Annotated in this window: 16 protein-coding genes and 2 riboswitches; of the genes, 6 read left to right on the forward strand and 10 right to left on the reverse strand. The window is 70.1% G+C overall.

The window, feature by feature from the left end; genetic code table 11:
- Nucleotides 1–30 precede the first annotated feature (30 nt).
- On the forward strand, nt 31–435 hold the full coding sequence (locus ACMCNN_RS27450; RefSeq protein WP_412743382.1) for a thiol-disulfide oxidoreductase DCC family protein: 405 nt from the start codon (nt 31–33) through the stop codon (nt 433–435).
- Nucleotides 436–453: 18 nt separating this feature from the next.
- Here ACMCNN_RS27450 and ACMCNN_RS27455 read toward each other — a convergent pair whose 3' ends face one another.
- The 4 genes from ACMCNN_RS27455 to ACMCNN_RS27470 form a co-directional block, all read right to left on the reverse strand.
- Entirely contained in the window at nt 454–1173 is a 720-nt protein-coding gene (locus ACMCNN_RS27455; RefSeq protein ID WP_412743383.1) for a zf-HC2 domain-containing protein, read from the reverse strand.
- On the reverse strand, nt 1170–1694 hold the full coding sequence (locus tag ACMCNN_RS27460; RefSeq protein WP_412743384.1) for a sigma-70 family RNA polymerase sigma factor: 525 nt from the start codon (nt 1692–1694) through the stop codon (nt 1170–1172). The genes ACMCNN_RS27455 and ACMCNN_RS27460 overlap by 4 nt, the downstream gene beginning before the upstream one ends.
- A 135-nt stretch (nt 1695–1829) precedes the next feature.
- Nucleotides 1830–2996 carry a neprosin family prolyl endopeptidase gene (locus ACMCNN_RS27465; protein WP_412743385.1) on the reverse strand — a complete coding sequence of 389 codons (1167 nt, stop codon included), beginning with the start codon at nt 2994–2996 and terminating at the stop codon, nt 1830–1832.
- 521 nt (nt 2997–3517) lie between these two features.
- Nucleotides 3518–5209 carry a DHA2 family efflux MFS transporter permease subunit gene (locus ACMCNN_RS27470; RefSeq protein WP_412743386.1) on the reverse strand — a complete coding sequence of 564 codons (1692 nt, stop codon included), beginning with the start codon at nt 5207–5209 and terminating at the stop codon, nt 3518–3520.
- Between the two features lie 89 nt (nt 5210–5298).
- Between ACMCNN_RS27470 and ACMCNN_RS27475 the strand changes: the two genes are divergently transcribed.
- Together ACMCNN_RS27475 and ACMCNN_RS27480 are read left to right on the forward strand one after the other, a co-directional pair.
- The gene (locus ACMCNN_RS27475) at nt 5299–6054 is read left to right on the forward strand and encodes a TetR/AcrR family transcriptional regulator C-terminal domain-containing protein (protein ID WP_412743387.1); all 756 of its coding nucleotides are present in this window, start codon (nt 5299–5301) and stop codon (nt 6052–6054) included.
- Nucleotides 6055–6080: 26 nt separating this feature from the next.
- A complete protein-coding gene (locus tag ACMCNN_RS27480; RefSeq protein ID WP_412743388.1) occupies nt 6081–7643 on the forward strand; it encodes a GGDEF domain-containing protein in 1563 nt (520 codons plus the stop codon).
- A gap of 4 nt (nt 7644–7647) precedes the next feature.
- Here ACMCNN_RS27480 and ACMCNN_RS27485 read toward each other — a convergent pair whose 3' ends face one another.
- The 4 genes from ACMCNN_RS27485 to ACMCNN_RS27500 form a co-directional block, all read right to left on the reverse strand.
- Entirely contained in the window at nt 7648–8916 is a 1269-nt protein-coding gene (locus ACMCNN_RS27485) for an acyltransferase family protein (RefSeq protein ID WP_412743389.1), read from the reverse strand.
- Between the two features lie 154 nt (nt 8917–9070).
- Entirely contained in the window at nt 9071–9634 is a 564-nt protein-coding gene (locus ACMCNN_RS27490; protein ID WP_412743390.1) for a hypothetical protein, read from the reverse strand.
- Between the two features lie 153 nt (nt 9635–9787).
- A complete protein-coding gene (locus ACMCNN_RS27495; RefSeq protein WP_412743391.1) occupies nt 9788–10312 on the reverse strand; it encodes a hypothetical protein in 525 nt (174 codons plus the stop codon).
- 552 nt (nt 10313–10864) lie between these two features.
- Nucleotides 10865–11473, reverse strand: coding sequence for a TetR/AcrR family transcriptional regulator (locus ACMCNN_RS27500; protein ID WP_412743392.1), 609 nt, complete (start codon nt 11471–11473; stop codon nt 10865–10867).
- A gap of 172 nt (nt 11474–11645) precedes the next feature.
- Here ACMCNN_RS27500 and ACMCNN_RS27505 point away from each other — a divergent pair, with 172 nt between their 5' ends.
- On the forward strand, nt 11646–12542 hold the full coding sequence (locus ACMCNN_RS27505; RefSeq protein ID WP_412743393.1) for an ABC transporter permease: 897 nt from the start codon (nt 11646–11648) through the stop codon (nt 12540–12542).
- Entirely contained in the window at nt 12535–13311 is a 777-nt protein-coding gene (locus tag ACMCNN_RS27510; RefSeq protein ID WP_412743394.1) for an ABC transporter ATP-binding protein, read from the forward strand. The genes ACMCNN_RS27505 and ACMCNN_RS27510 overlap by 8 nt, the downstream gene beginning before the upstream one ends.
- A 19-nt stretch (nt 13312–13330) precedes the next feature.
- On the opposite strand, the gene ACMCNN_RS27515 is transcribed toward ACMCNN_RS27510, so the two are convergent.
- Nucleotides 13331–14356, reverse strand: a complete 1026-nt coding sequence (locus ACMCNN_RS27515) for a coiled-coil domain-containing protein (protein ID WP_412743395.1) — start codon at nt 14354–14356, stop codon at nt 13331–13333.
- 3 nt (nt 14357–14359) lie between these two features.
- Nucleotides 14360–14496, reverse strand: a riboswitch (cyclic di-AMP (ydaO/yuaA leader).
- 295 nt (nt 14497–14791) lie between these two features.
- Nucleotides 14792–14929: riboswitch (cyclic di-AMP (ydaO/yuaA leader) on the forward strand.
- Nucleotides 14930–14931: 2 nt separating this feature from the next.
- On the opposite strand from ACMCNN_RS27515, the gene ACMCNN_RS27520 reads away from it, so the two are divergent.
- Complete coding sequence (locus ACMCNN_RS27520) at nt 14932–15948, forward strand: coiled-coil domain-containing protein (RefSeq protein WP_412743396.1); 1017 nt, start codon at nt 14932–14934, stop codon at nt 15946–15948.
- 54 nt (nt 15949–16002) lie between these two features.
- On the opposite strand, the gene ACMCNN_RS27525 is transcribed toward ACMCNN_RS27520, so the two are convergent.
- Nucleotides 16003–18372: a glycoside hydrolase family 65 protein gene (locus tag ACMCNN_RS27525; RefSeq protein ID WP_412743397.1), complete on the reverse strand. Its 2370-nt coding sequence runs from the start codon at nt 18370–18372 to the stop codon at nt 16003–16005.
- Nucleotides 18373–18392 lie beyond the last annotated feature (20 nt).

Here is an 18392-nt window from a genome sequence, read left to right on the forward strand (position 1 = left end):
ACCGTCGGCGCGCAGTGCCAGGATGATCGCATGAGCGCGGAAAGGCCCACCTTCGTCTACGACGGCGACTGCTCGTTCTGCACCACCTGCGCCGAGTTCATCCAGCGGCGCATCCCGACCCGCGCCGACGTCGTGCCGTGGCAGTTCACCGACCTGGCGGCCCTCGGCCTCACCCGGGAGCAGGCCGAGGAGTCGGTCCAGTGGGTCGGCGCGGACGGGACGATCGCCGCCGGGCCGGACGCCATCGCGCTGCTGCTTCGCGACGCGGGACGGCTGTGGACGGTGCCCGGCCGCGCGCTGCAGACGTCGCCGGTGCGGTTCGCCGCGTGGCCCGCGTACCGGTGGGTGGCGGAGCACCGGCACATGCTGCCCGGCGGGACGGCGGCCTGCTCGCTGCCGCAGGCCCAGCGCGACGCGCTGCGACCGCCGTCCTGAGCCGGGGCCGGGGCGCGCTCAGGACAGGCGGGCCGTCCCGAGCACGTGGCCGTCCCGGTCGGCGATCGAGATCGCCTGGACGTCGCCCAGCTGGACGGAGCTGGCCCCGGTCACCTTGACCTCGCCGCTGGGCGTCGTCCCCCAGGCGGCGGCCTGCTCCACATGCCCCGCCGAGTCCACCACCTGGCAGACGAACGGCCCCTTGCCCGCCAGCCGGGACATGTCGAGGGAGATCGCGACGCCCCACGCCTTCGGGGTGACGACGGCCTGACCGGTCAGGCCGCTGCCGGTGGCCGGCTCGAATCGGGCGGTCACCAGCTGCGGGCTGGGCAGCGCGTCCGACGGTGTGGTACGCCGGTCCGCGGTGACCACACCGAAGCCGATCAGCGCCGCGATCAGGACGACAGCGGCCGCCGCCAGCCACCGGACCTGCGCCATCCGGCGGCCCCGGGTACGCTCCGCGCGCATCCGCGCCAGCAGTCCCTCGATCCGCTCCGGGCTCGGCCGCGCGGACAGCGAGACCAGCGTGCCGCCCCGCTCGGAGTCGCGGGCCGCCTCCGGCAGGCGTTGCAGCAGCTCGGGGATCGGTGCGAGCCGGTCCAGCTCGCCGCGGCACTGGTCGCAGTCGTGCAGATGCGCGTCGAGCCGGTCGGTGTCGCTCTCGTCCAGCCCACCCAGCAGGTAGCCACCGAGCAGCATGCGCAGCTGGTCGTGCTCGTCGGACACGTCCGGGGTCATCGGATCACCCCCATCTCCTCGAACACGGTGCGCAAGGCACGGACCGCGTAATAGGCGCGCGACTTGACGGTTCCCTCCGGAACGGACAGTCTGCGCGCCGCGTCCGCGACGCTCTGACCCTCGTAGTACATGGCCTTCACCACGGCCTGGTGCTCGGCGGAGAGCCGTTCCAGCGCCTCGGCCACCAGCCAGCCCTCGACCAGCTGGTCGACGCTGTCGGCCGACGGCACCGACTCCACCGCGGCCTCGTCGGCGACCAGCCGGGGGCGGCGTTGCTCGGCGCGCCACGCGTTGGTCACCACGTTGCGGGCGATGGTCAGCAGGTACGAGCGGGTCCGCCCGGTGCTGTCCACCTCCAGGTGGTCGATGTGCCGCCAGGCCCGCAGCAGGGTCTCCTGCACCAGGTCCTCGGCCTTGTGGCGGTCGTGCACGTACCGCGAGATGAAGCTGAGCAGGACCGCGTAGTGCTCCGTATAGAGCGCGGTCATCAGCTCCTCGTCGGGACTGACCCGTCGTCTCATACCGCTGATTCCCCTCGTCGGCGCTGCTCGGCCAACACGTTGTACACCCTGGCGGCCGGGTTGGTTCGACCGGTTACCGACAGAGTGATGCCCGGTCCCCCGCCGGGGGACCGGGCATCGTGGCAGTCGGGACGGTCAGCAGGCTCCGGGGCCGCCGTACCGGAACGTGCGGGCGCTGAGCTTGTTCGCGCCGTAGACGCCGCCGATGGCACGGACGTTGAGGTCGACGTCGGGCCCGTTGATGAAGGCGACGCTGCCGACCCGGGCCGCACTGGCGCTGTCGACCCCTTGGCCGTTGCCCATGTGGCTGCACGGCTGGGTGGTGGGCGACGCCACCTCACCGAAGTACTGCACCTGCCCGGTACGGGTGAACTGCCCGTTCCACAGGCTGTCCGGGAAGTACCCCAGCCACTCCGTGTCGTACGCGACCCACCACGCGTCGTTGTAGTGCTGGATGCCGAACCGCTTGTTCCCGCCCTGGGGCAGGGTGTCGCCCGGCTTGACGGTCTGGCTGTACTGGACGAAGCCGCACGCGTTGTAGCAGGTTTCCTTCCGGTTCACCCAGTGATAGACGAAGATGTGCGGATCGCTGTCGCCGTTGATCGTGCGGTCCACCGTCCAGCCCACCTCGGCGATCTGCGCCCCGTCGGCGGACTGCACGCTGAGCTCGGCAAGGGTGTGGAAGTCGCCGCTGGCCAGTGTGGGCTTGGCGATGGAGAAGTTCGCGTACGTGCCGTCGGTCTCGGCGGTCTGCGAGCCGACCCCGTAGAGGAAGTTGACCTGCGAGCCGGCGCCGGACACCGGCTCGGTCAGCGGCGGCGGGACGGGCGCGACGACCGAGGTACGGGAGGAGCGCACGGAGCCCCACCGGGAGTTGCGGCCCTTCGGGGAGAACTCGGGCGCGGCCTCGGTGGACCCGGACTTGTCGGCGGGGGCGACGTCCGCGCCCTCGGCCGCCACCTTGGCGCTGGTGGCGCCGGGCTCGGCCCTGGTGACGGCGACCGGGCGGCCACCCCACGGGAGGCGGGCCGGCGGGGTGCTGGCGTCGTCGGCGGCGGCGGCGGACGGGTCGGCGCTCCCGCTCGGCGCGGGCGTGTCAGTACCGGCCGGGTCGGGATCGGCGCCGGCGGAGGGATCTTCACCGGCCGGGTCCGGGGCGGTGCCGGTGGACGGATCTGCGGTGGACGGGTCGCCGGTGGACGGGTCGGTGGCGGCGCCGGACGGCTCCGGGCTCGCGGAAGCCACCGCGGTGACGTCGGGATTCTCGGCCGCGCCGGCGTTGAGCGTCCAGACGGCGCTCATCGATCCGACGGTGACCACGGCTAAGCCGGCGGCGATAAGGCCGCGGCGGGAGATCGACACTTGTCCGTCCTCGTTCATCGGGGGATCCGGAGGCGGTCGGCGAGGGGGAAACCTCCGGCACCGGTTCTCGGCGGCGCAGCCGACGATATAACGCCCTCGATCGCCTCCGCCCCCGCTGAGCTGCTTTTCCGCCTTAACGGCTGAGGCTGTGGACCGATCCGGTGATGCCTGAGGTGGATGTGGCGACGTCCAGTGTCCACATCGTCACGCTGTGCGCAGTTGCTCTGATCGCGAAAGAGGCAAAGTACCCCGAGGCTCTTTCGGGTCCCGCGTGAAACGGGCCCTGGAGCCACGATTGGGCACTCACCGGGGTCGGCGGGCGGAATACCCGAACTGTCCGAAGTGGGCGTTCGCGCGGTGCCCACCGGCAGAGCGGCGGGTGGCCGCGCATGCCGGGCGTGGCCGAGACAGCGCGAGCCCCCGGGCGCGGTCACCGACGCACCCGGGGGCCAACGGCCGGGTCAGTGTCCGGCGGCTCCGGGCCGGGCCCGGCGGGGCAGCAGGAAGCCGAGCCCGAACGCCACGACGAGCAGGACGAGCGCCACCCCGAGCGTGCGCACGGTCACGTCCCGGAAGCCGTCGCGCACCGCACGCTCGGCGTACCCGGCGATCCCGGTGCCGGCGGGGGCCGCCGCGCCGGGCGCGGCCCCGGTGGAGGGGGCCGCCGCGACGGACCGGCACGACGCCGGCTGGGCCTCCGGGTCGTCCTCGGCGACACGGTCGGCGAGGCAGGCGCGGATCCCCGCGACGATCGCCGGCTGCACCTCGGACGGCACGGAGGCCGCAGTGAGCTGCGCGCGCAGCTCGCCCGCCGACGCGTCGACGTGGTGGGTCACCGCGCCGGGCAGCAACCCGAAGAAGATCGTCCCGAGTACGGCGATGCCGAACGCGCCGCCGAGCTGCTGCACAGAGGTCAGCGCCCCGGACGCCGAGCCGGTCTCGGCGTCGTCGACACCCGCCAGCACGATGTCGAAGAACGGCGCCATCGCGAGCCCCATGCCCGCGCCCAGCACCAGCAGGGCCGGGCTGAGCTGGTACGGGCTGATGTCCGCGCCGGTGGCCTGCACGGTGAGGGCGACACCGACCATGCCGAGCCCCATCACCACGGTGCCGATCAGCAGCAGCCGGCGGCCGAGCCGCTCGCTGAGCCCGGCACCCGCGGCCACGAACCCGACGACAGTGCCCAGCGCCTGTGGCAGCGTGGTCAGGCCCGCCTTCAGCGGCGAGTACCCGAGCCCGACCTGCAGGTAGAGGGTGAAGACCAGACCGGTGCCGATCAGTACGGCGAAGAAGAACAGGCCCAGCGCCAGCCCGCCGGTGAAGGCCCGCTTGCGGAAGAGGCTCGGCGTGACCAGCGGATCGCGCCCGGCCCGTTCGCGGGCGGCCTCGTAGCGGCCGAACGCCACGAACAGGACGACGCCCGCCGCCAGCATGACGAAGATCCACGCGGGCCAGTCCAGCTCGCGCCCCTGCACGAGCGGGAAGAGCAGCAGGAACGCGCCGACCGCGGCCAGCAGCACGCCGGCCACGTCGAGCCGCGGCGTGCGCTCGGCGCGGTACTCGGGCAGGAAGCGCAGTGCTCCGATGATCGCGAAGATCCCGAGCGGCAGGTTGATGAAGAAGATCATGCGCCAGCCCGCGCCGAAGTAGTCGGCGTCGACGAGCCAGCCGGCCAGGATCGGGCCGCCGACCGCGGACAGGCCCATCACGGGACCGAACGCACCGAACGCCTTGGCCTGCTCCTTGTCAGAGAACATCTGCTTGATCATGCCGAGGCCCTGGGGCAGCATGATCGCCCCGAACAGGCCCTGCACCGTACGGGCGCCGATGAGCATGCCGGGGCTCGACGCCACCGCGCACAGCAGCGACGCCAGCGTGAAGCCGGCGGCACCGACGAGGAACATGCGACGCCGCCCGTAGATGTCGCCGAGCCGCCCGCCGGTCAGCAGGCCGACGGCCATGGCCAGGGTGTACGCCGCGCCGAGCCACTGGATGAGGCTCAGCGAGCCGCCCAGCTCCGCGCGGATGACCGGGCCCGCGATCGTCGTGACCAGCGAGTCCAGCAGGTCCATGACCTCGGCCGCGAGGATCACGAAGAGCGCGACCCACCGCCATCGGTACGGCGCCCGAGTCTCTTCCAGTACCGCTTGCATCTGTTACCCCCGATGGATAGAACAGTGTTCGTGTTGACGAACACTGTTCTACAGACGAACACCGTTCGCGTCAACTAGGATTACCCGCGATGACCGAACCGGACCTGCCCTCGCCGCCGTGGCGCCCCGCGAGCCCTCGCCGTCCCCGCGCCGCCCGGCCCCCGCTCTCCCGCGACCAGATCGTCGAGGCCGGGCTGCGGATCGTCGCGGCCGAGGGGGTCGAGGCGGCCAGCATGCGGCGGGTCGCGGCCGAGTTCGACACGGGCCCGTCGAGCCTGTACGCCCACGTGGCGAACCGGGACGAACTGCTCGATTTGATGTTCGACCGGGCATGCGCCGGCATCGAGATCCCGGAGCCGGATCCGGCCCGCTGGCCCGAGCAGGTCAAGCAGATGGCGCGGGACGGCTACACCCGGCTGATGGACTACCGCGACCTGGCCCGCGCCGCCCTGTCCACCGTCCCGACCGGACCGAACGCGTTGCGGATCACCGAGGGGATGATGGCGGTCCTGCTGGCCGGCGGCGTCCCACCCCGGATCGCCGGCTGGGCGCTCGACCGCATCTTCCTGTACATGGTCGCCGAGGTCTACGAGAGTTCGCTGCGGCAGGCCAGCATCGAAGCCACCGGCAAGGATCCCGAGCAGTACTTCGCGCACTGGGTCGAGCAGCTCGCCGGCTACTACGAGAGCCTGCCGCCGGAACACTTTCCGAACCTGCACCACCATGCGCGCGAGATCACGGGCGGCGGCGGGGACGAACGGTTCCTCTTCGGACTCGACTTGATCGTCGACGGCCTCGCCCGCTACGTGCAAACTCCGGCGAAACGGTCCACGGGCACGGCCTGAGCAGCGACCGGTCAATACTGGGGTGCATGAGGGACAGCACCGCCGTCGATCGGCTGCCGGTGCCCGTCACCGCGTTCGGGCCACTGCACCTGCTGGCCGTGCGCGTGCACGTACTGGCGAACACCGGCCGGTGCCGGGAGGCCATCGCCGCGGCCGACGCGTACGCGGTGCTGGCCGCCGCCACGGGCGACACCCGTACGCTGCTGTTCCTCCTGCAGGGCAAGCTGTACGCCAACCTGGAGATGGGCCGCCTGGCCGAGGCGGCCGCCCTCGGCGAGCGGCTGTTACGCCACCAGCGGGCCTCCGGCTCTGTGCTCGGCGAGGCCAAGGCGCTGTGCGACCTCGCCCGCGTACACGTGCTGAGCGGCCACGACATCGACGGCATGCACCACCTGGCCCGCGCCGGGGTGCTGCTCGACCGCAGCACCTTCGACGGCGACCGACGCCGCTCGGCGCTCTGCTCGTTCGCCGAGGCCGCCACCACGGCGGAGATGTACGAGACCGCCGCCGCCACGTACGAGCAGCTCAGCGACGCATCGCCGGCGTTCCGGCTGGTCCATGCGGGCACCCTGCTGTACTGGGGGCTGCGTCTGGGGCACGTCGGGCGTACCGGCGAGAGCGCGGCCCGGCTGCGCCGCAGCGCCGAGCTGACCCGGCAGCACCTGGAGGAGACCGGGCCGCACAGCGGTGACGCGGGCACCACGGCGATGCTGGCCCTGGCGCTGGCCAAGCTCGGCGACGTCCTCCCCGCCGAGAAGCTGGCCCGCGACGCGATCACGCCGTTGCGGGCGGGCGAGAACCACCAGTACGCCCGCCTCGCCCACCTGGCCCTCGGCGTCAGCCTCCGGGCACGGGGCCAGCTGGCCGAGGCTCGCCGCGAGCTGGTCGCCGCCCGCGAGCTGTGCGGGTACGGCGCCCGCCCCGACGAGCCGTTGATCATCCGGTTCGAGATGGCGCAGACCGCCCGCGAGATCGACGACTCCCAGTCCAGCCGCGACCTGTTCGAGGCGGTCGAGAGCCAGGTCCGCGAGTTGTGGCGGCTGCGGCTGCACCGGCTGGCGATGCTGCGCCAGGCCCGCCAGCGCGAAGAGCTGGAGACCGCCCGGATGCGCGCCGAGCGGGAGATCATGCGTGACCCGCTCACCGGCCTGGGCAACCGGCGCCGCTTCGACGCCGTACTGCGCCGCATCGACACGGGACGGATCGCGCCGCCCCTGGCGCTGCTGCTCATCGATCTCGATCACTTCAAGGCGGTCAACGACGCGTACTCGCACATCGCGGGCGACCACGCGCTGCGCGAGGTGGCGGCCATCCTGCGGGCGCACTGCCGGGCGCAGGACGTGCCGGTGCGCTACGCGGGCGACGAATTCGTCGTGTTCCTGCACGGCGACGCGGTCGCGGGCCGCGAGGTCGCGGAGCGCATCCGGGCCGCGGTCGCCCGGGCGGACATCCTGGCCGGGGTACGCCTCACGGTCAGCGTCGGCCTGGCGGCCATGGCACCGGGGATGAGCGCGGACACCCTGTTCCGCGCGGCCGACGAGCGCCTGTACGCGGCCAAGTGGAGCGGCCGCAACGCCATCGCCTCGTGACGACCTACTGGGGGGAGGCCGCTCCGGAGGCCTGGTATGCGACGCCTTCGCTCCGGTCGCCGGTCTGGTCAGCGGACGGGGAGCCGCCCTCCTGCCGCCCCGCGAGCGCGTGCGGTCTCGGGCTGGGCACCGTCGGGCGGTCCGCGCCAGCCACTGTCCCGGTTCCCGCTGCACCGTCGCCTACCGGGGACGTCCGGATCTCCGCCAGTGCGCGGCGCAGGGCCGAGCGCAGCACGGGCGCCAGTGGTCGTTCGACGAAGCGATGCACCAGCCATGCGAGCGCCAGCACCGCCGCCATCGTGCCGATGATCAGCACCGACGCCGGCAGCGCGGCGCGGTCGTGGACGGCCCGGATCACGCTGTATCCGATGCGCTGGTGCAGCAGGTAGAAGGGGTAGGTCAGGCAGCCGGCAGTGCCGAGCCACCGCCAGGTGATCCGACTGGTCCTGCCGAGGGCGATGGCGAGCATCACGCCGTAGGCAACGGTGATGATCAGCAGCGCCGGCCATCCGGGTACGGAGAAGCCCGGGTGCACGTCCGCGATGCGTACCTGCACCCGTTGCAGGCTGACCAGCCAGCAGAAGCCGACGATGGCCCAGAGCAGGGCGTTGGGCCGGTAGCGATGCATCAGGTACATGGCCACCCCGGCCACGAAGTACGGCGCCCAGGTCGGCATGACGAGAGTGTCGATCAGCTTGCTGTCCAGGCTCGGAGTGAGGATCGCGGCGGTCATCCACAGGATGCAGAACGCCGTGACACGCCGATATGTCAGGCCGCGCCAGCTCAGGAGTGCGAAGAGCAGGTAGAAGCGCAACTCCACCCAGAGCGTCCAGTAGACCGTGTCGACCAGCGGCGTGCTGAGTGGCTCGGCCAGCATGGTCATGTTCACAGCGATATCCGGCGGAGTCAGCTTGGTCGCGACCGGCACGCCGACGGTGACCGGCAGGACCGCGATCACGACAGCGGTGATCAAGCAGGATATCCAGAATGCCGGATATACCCGGACCACCCGGGAGGTGAAGAACTCGCCGAGGCCGCGGCCCCAACTGCTCATGCAGATGACGAACCCGCTGATCATGAAGAACAGCTCGACCCCGAGGAACCCGTAGATCAGTACGTGGCTGGCCGTGGGCAGGTGGTACGCCGGAGGGTGGACCCCGTCGATGCGCCAGGCGACGCCGTAGTGGTAGCCCGCGACAGCCAGCGCGCACAACAGGCGCAGGCCGTCCATGGCGAGCAGGCGCGGCCGGGCGGCGGAACGGCGGGCGGCCATGGTCCTCTTCTCGGTCGGGGTACAGACGACGGGACGGCGGGGTCACACGTCGATGACAGCGGTCACCGGGATCGCGGTGAGGTCCACCTCGTCCCGCTGGGAAGCTTTTCGGCCGCCAAAGGTACCGGCGTGAATCAATCACCGGTGGACATGCTCACTTTGGGTAGACAACCCCGGAGGCGCCGCTGTACGGGTTGCGGGTGCCGTCGGTCAGGCTGCCGGTGCCCTGCGCGTCGAGCCACACGACGTACGGCTCGCCCGACTTGAGCCCGGTGATCGTGGTGGTGACGGTGCATCCCGAGCCCGTGACCGGCACGCTGGTCCAGGTGTATCCGGGCTGGGGCCCCGTGATGAGCCGCTGCGGCACCGCGGTGACTCGGAAGGTGGAGGCGCTCCGCCGCGGCCAGCTCACGGTGAGTGATCGGACGCCGGCGGTGACCGTGACCGGGATGACCACCTGACCGTTCGGTGGGACGGGGCAGGCGCTGCCGGAGACCGACGGATACGCCACCGGAGGCAGCGTCGTCGGCCGGGAGGGGTACGTCACCGCCGAGCTGGGGGTCGGCGAGCCGCTGGCCACGACGATCCAACTGCCCGTGGAACCCGCCACGGGAGTCGCCGAGGCCGTGGGTGCGGGCGTCCCGGCGGTGAGCGCCACCACGCCGCACCCACTGAGGGCGAGCGGCACGAGAAGTGCCACCAAGAGTCGTGCCCGCATCCGTGCTCCTCCGGTCCCGCGGCCTGGTCTTCCCCGCACCGATCGGCCGTGACGCGCGTTCACTGAGGTTTGGACAGCCGCACTGCCGGGGAAGCGCATCGAGGCGAACGGTCACTGCACGTGACCGCTCGCCTCGACGTTCCGGGCTGAAACTCAGGTACCGGTGGCCCACATCGGGGTGAGCTGGTCGCCGCTCAGGTCTTCGATAAGCGGCTTGTTCTTTCCGCAGTAGATCACGAAGTTGGAATCTTCCTGAAGCGCCAGGAGTGGGTACGACCGCAGTCCAGTGCACTTGTTGTTCGTCTTGCTGGACCACACAGCCACACCGTTGGCCTTGTACAGGACAAGGTTTCCATCGGTCTGGAACTTCATCCGGGTAGCGCCCGAGTTCGCGGTGTTAGTGGACCACGACGTACGCCCCGTGCTGCGGTCGGAAATGACAAGATTGCCGTTCGACTGGAAGCTCAGCTTGGCCAGGCCGAAGTACCAGGCCTTCCCAGAGTCGAGCCACTGCGTGGCATAGCTGACGTGGAGCGCGACCTTGCCCCGGAACGTTTCGTAGGTACGACCAGGGTTTCCCGTCGGCCCGTCAGCATATGCGGGAGTAGCCATACCCATGGCCACAGCCAGCCCGGCCACAGTCCCCAGCAGGGTGCGAACCGCTCGCGATCTCGTCATGAATACCTCTCTGCAGGAAACCGCAAGAAAGGGAACAAGGTGAGCGCACAACAGTGATGCGTGCGCTTTGATTACATTCCCCCGCGGTTACGGAAAGCTAATCTTGCTCAATTACGGAGCGTAACGTACAGCGACGTCTCAGCCATTGTCAACTTGCTATTTGTCCGGCCCCGATGGTTCTGAGAAGTTGCCGCCCACCCGGTCCGTGTGTCGCTTTCCGAGGCTGCGGGGCCGACTCGACGATTAGTCCAAACAGCATCGAACGGCTCGATCCAATGACAATTCTCGCGTCACGTGGTGCTGGCGATGTCGATGTTGCCAGGGTGCAGTTACAGCTGATCACAGCGTTTCAGAAGTGCGATGTCGGTAAGCCCGGCTGCGTACCCGTCGTCGCCGCGATCGTCACTGAGCGTGACATCTTGATGCTGTGATTCATTTCTCGGCTTACGGGGGACACTGCCCGGCAGGAACACCGCAGGCTCAGCAGGTCAACCGTCGGGCCGATCTACGTGGCGTCGGCCATTGAAAGGAAACCGCCAGGCATGGACCGCCTCAGCCCGCCGAGCTACCGCCCTGCAGCGCATGGGTGACCGTGACGGCCAGCTTCTCCAGGTAGTCGTCGTCGATCGGCGTCCGGGCGACGGCGACCCGCCAGTAGATCGGGCCGAGGATCAGGTCCACGGCCACGTCGGGGTCGGCGTCGGCGGGCAGTTCCCCGCGGGCGATGGCCTGGCCGACCAGTTTGTCGCCGACCGCATGCTGGTGGGTGCGCAGCGCCCGTTGCAGGGTCTCGGCGATCTGCGGGTTCCGCGCGGCCTCGGCCATCAGGTCCGGGATGATCTGCGAGGCCATCCGGTGCTGCAGCGCCTTGCTGGCGATCATGAGGAGCAGCCGGAGGTCACCGGCGAAGGTCCCGGTGTCGGGAAGCGGCACGGCTCGCTCGGCCACATCCGAGACGATCTCGAGTACCATTTCGAGCTTGTTGCTCCACCTGCGGTAGATCGCGGTCTTGCCGACCCCGGCCCGGCGTGCGACAGCCTCGATGGAGAGGCGGCCGTAACCCACCTCGGCCAGCTCTTTCATCACGGCGTTGCGGATCGCCACGGTGATGTCCCCGCGCAGGACCGCCGCTCCGGCGGGTGCTCGTTTCCCGGTCGCCACGGAGGCAATATAGCGCAACGACGCTACGGTTGCGTTCCGCCGTTTGCTGGGTTACCGTCGGCGTCACGTCGATACGATGCCGTTTCAACGACATCAGGTCGCTAGTGTGTTCACGCGCAAACCCCCGAGGCCCGGCACGTCCGCCCGGCCGACGAGATCGGAGCGCCACCCCATGGTCCAGACTGCGGTCGCCGGCAACGACACCGGTCTGCCTATGAAGGAGCTGGCCAAGCGGCACGGCCTGCGCGCCGCCGGGGCCCTGCCCAGCCTGCCCGCGTACGTCAGGCAGCTGTGGGCCTACCGGCACTTCACCGGGGCGTACGCCAACGCCAAGGTCTCCTCGTCGCTGGGCAACACCCGGCTGGGAATGATCTGGCAGGTGCTGACGCCGCTGCTCAACGCCGCGGTGTATTTCCTGATCTTCGGCGTGATCCTGGCCGGCAGCAAGGAGATGGACAACTTCATCGCCTACCTCTGCACCGGCGTGTTCGTCTTCGGCTACACCCAGTCGGTGGTGCAGAACGGCGTCCAGTCGATCACGGGCAACCTCGGCCTGATCCGGGCGCTGCACTTCCCCAGGGCCAGCCTGCCACTGGCCGTCGTGCTGGTCGAGGCGCGCAACCTGATCGCCTCCATGGCTGTGCTGATCACGATCGTGCTGATCACGGGCGAGCCGGTCACCGTCGAGTGGCTCCTGATGGTGCCGGCCCTGATGCTGCAGACGATCTTCAACACCGGCCTCGCCATGCTGACTGCGCGGCTCGGCTCCAAGATCGTTGACTTCAAGCAGCTGGTCCCGTTCATCATGCGCATCTGGATGTACTGCTCCGCCGTCCTCTACAACGTGCAGCAGTTCGAGAAGCGCCTCGACGGCTGGACGCTGCGCCTGGTCGAGGCCAACCCGATGCTGGTCTTCATCGAGCTGATGCGGCACGCGCTGATGGAGAACGTCCCGCTCGCCGGCTCGCCGACCCGGCTGTGGGTCCAGTCGATCATCTGGGCTGTGATCGTGGGCATCGGCGGGTTCGTGTACTTCTGGCGCGGTGAGAAGGGGTACGGCCGTGGCTGAGACAACCGAGCGGGTACCCACCGTCATCGCGGAGGACGCCCACGTCGTCTACCGGGTGTACGGCTCGGCGGGCCAGGGCACGAACAGCCCCGTGGCCAGCTTCAAGCGAATCGTCACCAAGCAGAAGTCCAGCGCGGTCCGCGAGGTGCACGCGGTCAAGGGCGTGAGCTTCGTCGCGTACAAGGGTGAGGCGATCGGGCTCATCGGCAGCAACGGCTCCGGCAAGTCCACGCTGCTGCTGGCGATCGCCGGGCTGCTGCCGGTCGAGCGGGGCGCGATCTACGCCTCCGGGCAGCCCTCGCTGCTCGGCGTGAACGCCGCGCTGATGAACGACCTGCCGGGCGAGCGCAACGTCGTGCTGGGCTGCCTAGCCATGGGCATGAGCCCGGCCGAGGTGCGGGAGAAGACCGCCGACATCATCGAGTTCTCCGGCATCAACGAGCGCGGTGACTTCAGCTCGCTGCCGATGAAGACGTACTCGTCCGGCATGTCGGCCCGGTTGCGCTTCTCCATCGCCGCGGCCAAGAAGCACGACGTGCTGCTGATCGACGAGGCGCTGGCCACCGGCGACGCCAAGTTCCGGCGCCGCAGCGAGCAGCGGGTCCGCGAACTGCGCGAGGAGGCCGGCACGGTGTTCCTGGTGAGCCACAGCGAGCAGTCGATCCGGGACACCTGCGAGCGTTCGATCTGGCTGGAGTCCGGCGTCATCCGCGCGGACGGCCCGACCGAGGACGTGATGAAGGAGTACGAGGCCTACATGGGCAAGTAGGCCCCGCACTGCCGTTCGCTCAGCGCACCGACAGGTGCACGTGGTTGGTGTGGTCGCTCGACGGATCCCCGTTGCCCCGGGTGTACGCCTTCCAGCCGCTGCTGGGCAGCCAGATCCGGCGGAACCAGATGACGTACAACACGTTGAGCCGGTCGGCGTTGCCGATGAAGAAGTTCGCCAGCCGGTCGCCGTACGTGCGACTGGCACCGGAGGCCACGCCGCCGAAGCCACCCTTGTCGGCCGCGAAGTCACACGCCCGCCCCTTGGGATGCTCCCCGAAGCTCTGGTGCCGGAAGCACGCCACGAAATGCGTGAAGCCCGCCGCCTTGGCCTGCTGCATGGCGAAGAGCAGGCGGGGCGTGATGCAGCCGGTGGTCGTCGGGTCGTCGACCGTGCAGCCGGTGCCCAGGTTGCTCGGCGCCGTGGCGGACTTGGTGCTGTTGCCGCCGCTGGGTCCCTCGGCATCCTGGCCGCCGCCCGCGGCCTTGAGCGCCGCCTCGGCCTGCGCCTTGCGGCGGGCCATGACGTTGAGCTGCTTCTGCTGATCGCGGATCGTGGCGTCGATCGCCAGCTTCGCCTGTGCCTGGCCGTCGCGGGTCTGCTTCAGGTCGCGCATCGCCTCGTCCTGCCGGATCGCGACCGACTGCAGGGCGTCGGCCCGGTCCAGCAGCGTGCCCGAGTCGGAGGCGCCCAGCATGGCGCTCATCGGGCCGAGCCGCCCGGTCCGGTAGCTCTGCGCCACGATCTCGTCCAGGGCCGCCTGGCGCGGGCCGAGTTCGGCGTCGAGCCGCTGCAGCGCCGCGGCCAGGTCCCGCTGGCGTTGCTTCGACCGGGCCAGCGCGTCCCTGGCATCGACGAAGCCACGGGACGCGGCGTCGAGGGCGTCGGTCAGTGACTTGGTGCCGCCTTCGTCGCCGGTGTCACCCGGAGCGGCGAGCGGCCGGGGTGCCGCAGCGGAGGCCGAGCCGGTGACGACCGGTCCGGATACGACGACCAGCAGCGCCAGAAGCGTTGCCCACAGCCGGCGGGCAGGGGTGTGCCGCACGTGCCTTCCTTCCGTCGGCCGCCGACCGGGTTAGCTGACGGGTTCGGGACGGAAGTGGCCCCTACCGCGCGGGTGGCGCGGATTCACCCCACGTACGTGGTTCCCCGGTTCGCCCGAGGGCGATTAGGCGGCGGTTTCCGCCGACGCCTTTCCTGACGTCGTTATCGAACGGAGACCGTGTCGAAGAATACTCAGCCTCGCCGAAATCAACAGGGGTAGCACTCTCGGTTACCGGACACTGACAATGCGTCAGCGCAATGAGAGAAACGCAACGATTCACATTGACCCGCGTTACGGCCCCGGGACCGGCGATTCCTTCGGGGGTATCACGGAAAGTTGTTGCCTGGTAACGCATTTGGCACCGGTCGACGCGATGATTCGTCAGGTAAGCTGGCCGCCGGTCACTGCCAGGAAGGCACCACCCCCAAAGGTGCCGGCAGGCCACCACCTAATCGCCCTCGGGCGAGCCGGGGAACCACGTTTGTGGGGTGAATCCGCGCCACCCGCGCGGTAGGGATCGCTTCCGTCCCGAACCCGTCAGCTAACCCGGTCGGTGGTCACGTGGAAGGAAGAGAATGACGGCTAGACACCGCCGGTGGCTGACCGTGGCACTGGCACCGCTCGTCGCCATGACGTTGCTTGCAGCGCCGGCCGCTCCGGCCAGCGCGGACCCCGGCAGCGGCACCGCCGCGCCCGACGAGGGCACGGATCCCCCGCTGCTCAACGACGTGATGGAGTCGACGAACCGTCGGTTCGTCGCCGCCAAGGCCGCCGTCGCGAAGTCGACGAAGACCCAGCTGGCGCTCGCCATCGACGTGCGCAACGCCGAGGCCAGGCGCGACACGCTGGTGCCCGAGGTGGGCGCGGTCGCCGGGCAGCAGTACCGCACCGGGAACCTGTCGGCCATGAGCTACCTGCTCAACGCGGACAGCTCCGACTCCTTCCTCCGGAAGGCCATCTCGCTCGAAGAGATCAACTCGATCAACGACGAGAAGCTGCACGAGCTGAACAGCGCGATCGACGAGGTCACCTCGACCAAGGCCCGGCTGGACGCCGAGATCAAAGAGCAGCAGCAGAACCTCGCCGCGATGAAGAAGCAGAAGGAGACCGCCGACAAGGCGCTCGCCCTGGTCGGTGGCGAGAGCCTCACGGGCGGGTTCGTGGTGGCCAAGTCACCGGTCGCCGCGCCCGCCCCGCGCAACTCCGACGGCGGCTTCTCCCCCGAGGCGTGCACGGTCGACGACCCCACCACGGGCGGCTGCATCACCCCGCGGACCTTCCACCTCTACAAAGAGGTGAAGAAGGCGGGGTTCAACCGCTTCGTCGGCTGCCACCGCGACGGTGGGCCGTTCGAGCACCCGAAGGGTCGCGCCTGCGACTGGTCACTGCAGAAGAGCGGGTTCTCTGTCGCGCACAACGCGGACATGAAGAACTACGGCAACAACCTCATGGCGTTCCTGGTCCGCAACGCCGACCGGCTCGGGATCTACTACGTCATCTGGTTCAAGCAGATCTGGTTCCCGGCCACCGGCTGGCACACCTACCACGGCCCGAGCGCGCACACGGACCACGTACACGTGTCGTTGCTCTGACCGCGACCACGAACGGCCCCGTCCGATGGACGGGGCCGTTTCGCGTGATCGGCCTCAGCCGCCGGCGCCGACCCGGCGCACCGGCGCGCGGCCCGCGGGCTGCCGCGGCGCGGCGGTGGTCGGCGGCGCCGCCGGGATCGGTACGGTCACCGGCTTCACCTGGGTCACCTCGATCTCCTTGCCGTGGTGGACCAGCTCCAGCCGGGCCGCCCCGCCGCCGTTGCGCAGCGAGTACGTGACCTCGTCCGGCGTCACGTCGACCCGCAGCCGCTTGCCGTGCCAGAGCAGCGAGAAGTCCAGCCGGTTGATCCGGCTCGGCAGCCGGGGTGCGAACGACAGCTGACCGTTGAAGTCACGCATGCCGCCGAGCCCGGCGACCAACGCGATCCACGAGCCCGCCAGCGACGCCACGTGCACCCCGTCGCGGGCGTTGCGGTGCAGGTCGTGCAGGTCCATCAGGGCGGCCTCGCCGAGGTAGTCGTGGGCCAGTTCCAGGTGACCCACCTCGGCGGCCAGGACCGCCTGGACGCAGGCCGACAGCGACGAGTCCCGCACGGTCCGGGCGTCGTAGTACGCGAAGTTGCGCGACTTCTCCTCCGGGGTGAAGGCGTCGCCGCGCACGTACATCGCCATGACCAGGTCGGCCTGCTTGACCACCTGCTTGCGGTACAGGTCGAAGTACGGGTAGTTCAACAGCAGCGGGTACGCCTCCGGCGGAGTGTTCTCGAAGTCCCACTCCTGCAGCCGGGTGAAGCCCTCCGACTGCTGGTGCACCCCCAGCTCCCGGTCGTACGGGATGTGCACGGACGCGGCCGCGTCCCGCCACGACGCCGACTCCTCCTCGTCCACCCCCAGCCTGCGGGCCACCTCCGGGTGGCGCTGGCAGGCGTCCGCGGCGGTGAACATGTTCTGCTGCGCCATCAGGTTGGTGTAGACGTTGTCGTCCACCACGGCGGTGTACTCGTCCGGTCCGGTGACGCCGTCGATGTGGAACCGGCCGTGCCGGTCGTGGTGGCCCAGCGACCGCCACAACCGGGCGGTCTCCACGAGCAGCTCCAGCCCGATCTCCCGCTCGAAGTCGAGATCACCGGTGGCCTGCACGTACCGGCGCACCGCGTCGGCGATGTCCGCCCCGATGTGGAACCCCGCCGTGCCCGCCGGCCAGTACGCCGAGCACTCCTGGCCGCGGATCGTGCGCCACGGGAACGCGGCGCCCTGCAGCCCCAGGGTCTGCGCCCGCTCCCGCGCCAGGTCCAGCGTCGAGTGCCGCCAGCGCAGCACGTCGGCGGCCGCGGATGGCTGGGTGTAGGTCAGCGCGGGCAGCACGAACGTCTCGGCGTCCCAGAACGTGTGCCCGTCGTATCCGGGGCCGGTCAGGCCCTTGGACCCGATCGGCCGCTGCTCGGCGCGGGCACCGGCCTGCAGCGTGTGGAACAGGCCGAAGCGCACCGCCTGCTGCACCTCCGGGTCCCCCTCGACCTTGACGTCGGAGTGGTCCCAGAACTGGTCCAGGTATTCGCGCTGGGCCTCGACCAGGCCGTCCCAGCCGTCCAGCCGGGCGCTGGCCAGCGCGGCGCCGACCTGGTCGCGGACGGCGGGCAGAGAGCGATTGCTCGACCAGCCGTATGCGGCCAGCTTCACCACGCGCAGCCGCTGACCCGGTTCGAGCTTGCAGGCCACGGTCGTCCGCAGCCAGTCCGGGTGGCCCTCGGTGGTGACGGCGTGCCGGCCGGGCGCCTCCACGAGGTGCTCCATCGCGGCGGCCATCCGCAGGTCGCTGGCCTTGGTGCGGTGCACCAGCAGACCGCCGGTGCGCTGCTCCAGCATCTCCTCGGCCTGCAGCGGGTGATCCAGCACCGCGGCCACCCGCGGATCCTTGGTCATCGGGGGCAGCTGCTCGTTGGCGACCAGCTCCGACTGCAGGATCAGCCGGGCCGAGGCCTCCAGCGGCTCGACCTCGTACAGGAACGCGACCACGGCGCGCTGGGTGAAGGAGACCAGCCGGACCGTACGGATCCGGATCGCCTGTCCGGAGGGCGACACCCATTCGGCTGTGCGTTCCAGGGTCCCGGCACGCAGGTCGAGTACGCGCTCGTGGGAACGCAGTTCGCCGTACCTGACGTCGAGCGGCTCGTCGTCGACGAGCAGCCGCATCAGCTTGGCGTTGGTCACGTTGATCATCGTCTGGCCGGACTCGGGGAAGCCGTACCCCGCCTCGGCGTACGGCAGCGGCCGCAGCTCGTAGAACGAGTTCAGGTACGTGCCGGGCAGGCCGTGCGGCTCGCCCTCCTCGAGATTTCCGCGTATCCCGATGTGGCCGTTGGACAGCGCGAAGACCGACTCGGACTGGGCCAGCAGGTCCAGGTCCAGGCGGGTCTCCCGGATGTGCCACGGGTCGACGGGATAGGCCCGTTCACGGATCACGGTAGTGCCCCTCGTAATGC

Source organism: Krasilnikovia sp. MM14-A1004 (assembly GCF_047159485.1).
Classification (GTDB): Bacteria; Actinomycetota; Actinomycetes; order Mycobacteriales; family Micromonosporaceae; genus Actinoplanes.

What these genes read in the sequence shown, in the direction of transcription:
- ACMCNN_RS27450 (WP_412743382.1), top strand. Translation starts at nt 31, where the DNA reads ATGAGCGCGGAAAGGCCCACCTTCGTCTACGACGGCGACTGCTCGTTC.
- ACMCNN_RS27455 (WP_412743383.1), bottom strand. Translation starts at nt 1,173, where the DNA reads ATGACCCCGGACGTGTCCGACGAGCACGACCAGCTGCGCATGCTGCTC.
- ACMCNN_RS27460 (WP_412743384.1), bottom strand. Translation starts at nt 1,694, where the DNA reads ATGAGACGACGGGTCAGTCCCGACGAGGAGCTGATGACCGCGCTCTAT.
- ACMCNN_RS27465 (WP_412743385.1), bottom strand. Translation starts at nt 2,996, where the DNA reads ATGAGCGCCGTCTGGACGCTCAACGCCGGCGCGGCCGAGAATCCCGAC.
- ACMCNN_RS27470 (WP_412743386.1), bottom strand. Translation starts at nt 5,209, where the DNA reads ATGCAAGCGGTACTGGAAGAGACTCGGGCGCCGTACCGATGGCGGTGG.
- ACMCNN_RS27475 (WP_412743387.1), top strand. Translation starts at nt 5,299, where the DNA reads ATGACCGAACCGGACCTGCCCTCGCCGCCGTGGCGCCCCGCGAGCCCT.
- ACMCNN_RS27480 (WP_412743388.1), top strand. Translation starts at nt 6,081, where the DNA reads ATGAGGGACAGCACCGCCGTCGATCGGCTGCCGGTGCCCGTCACCGCG.
- ACMCNN_RS27485 (WP_412743389.1), bottom strand. Translation starts at nt 8,916, where the DNA reads ATGGCCGCCCGCCGTTCCGCCGCCCGGCCGCGCCTGCTCGCCATGGAC.
- ACMCNN_RS27490 (WP_412743390.1), bottom strand. Translation starts at nt 9,634, where the DNA reads ATGCGGGCACGACTCTTGGTGGCACTTCTCGTGCCGCTCGCCCTCAGT.
- ACMCNN_RS27495 (WP_412743391.1), bottom strand. Translation starts at nt 10,312, where the DNA reads ATGACGAGATCGCGAGCGGTTCGCACCCTGCTGGGGACTGTGGCCGGG.
- ACMCNN_RS27505 (WP_412743393.1), top strand. Translation starts at nt 11,646, where the DNA reads ATGGTCCAGACTGCGGTCGCCGGCAACGACACCGGTCTGCCTATGAAG.
- ACMCNN_RS27520 (WP_412743396.1), top strand. Translation starts at nt 14,932, where the DNA reads ATGACGGCTAGACACCGCCGGTGGCTGACCGTGGCACTGGCACCGCTC.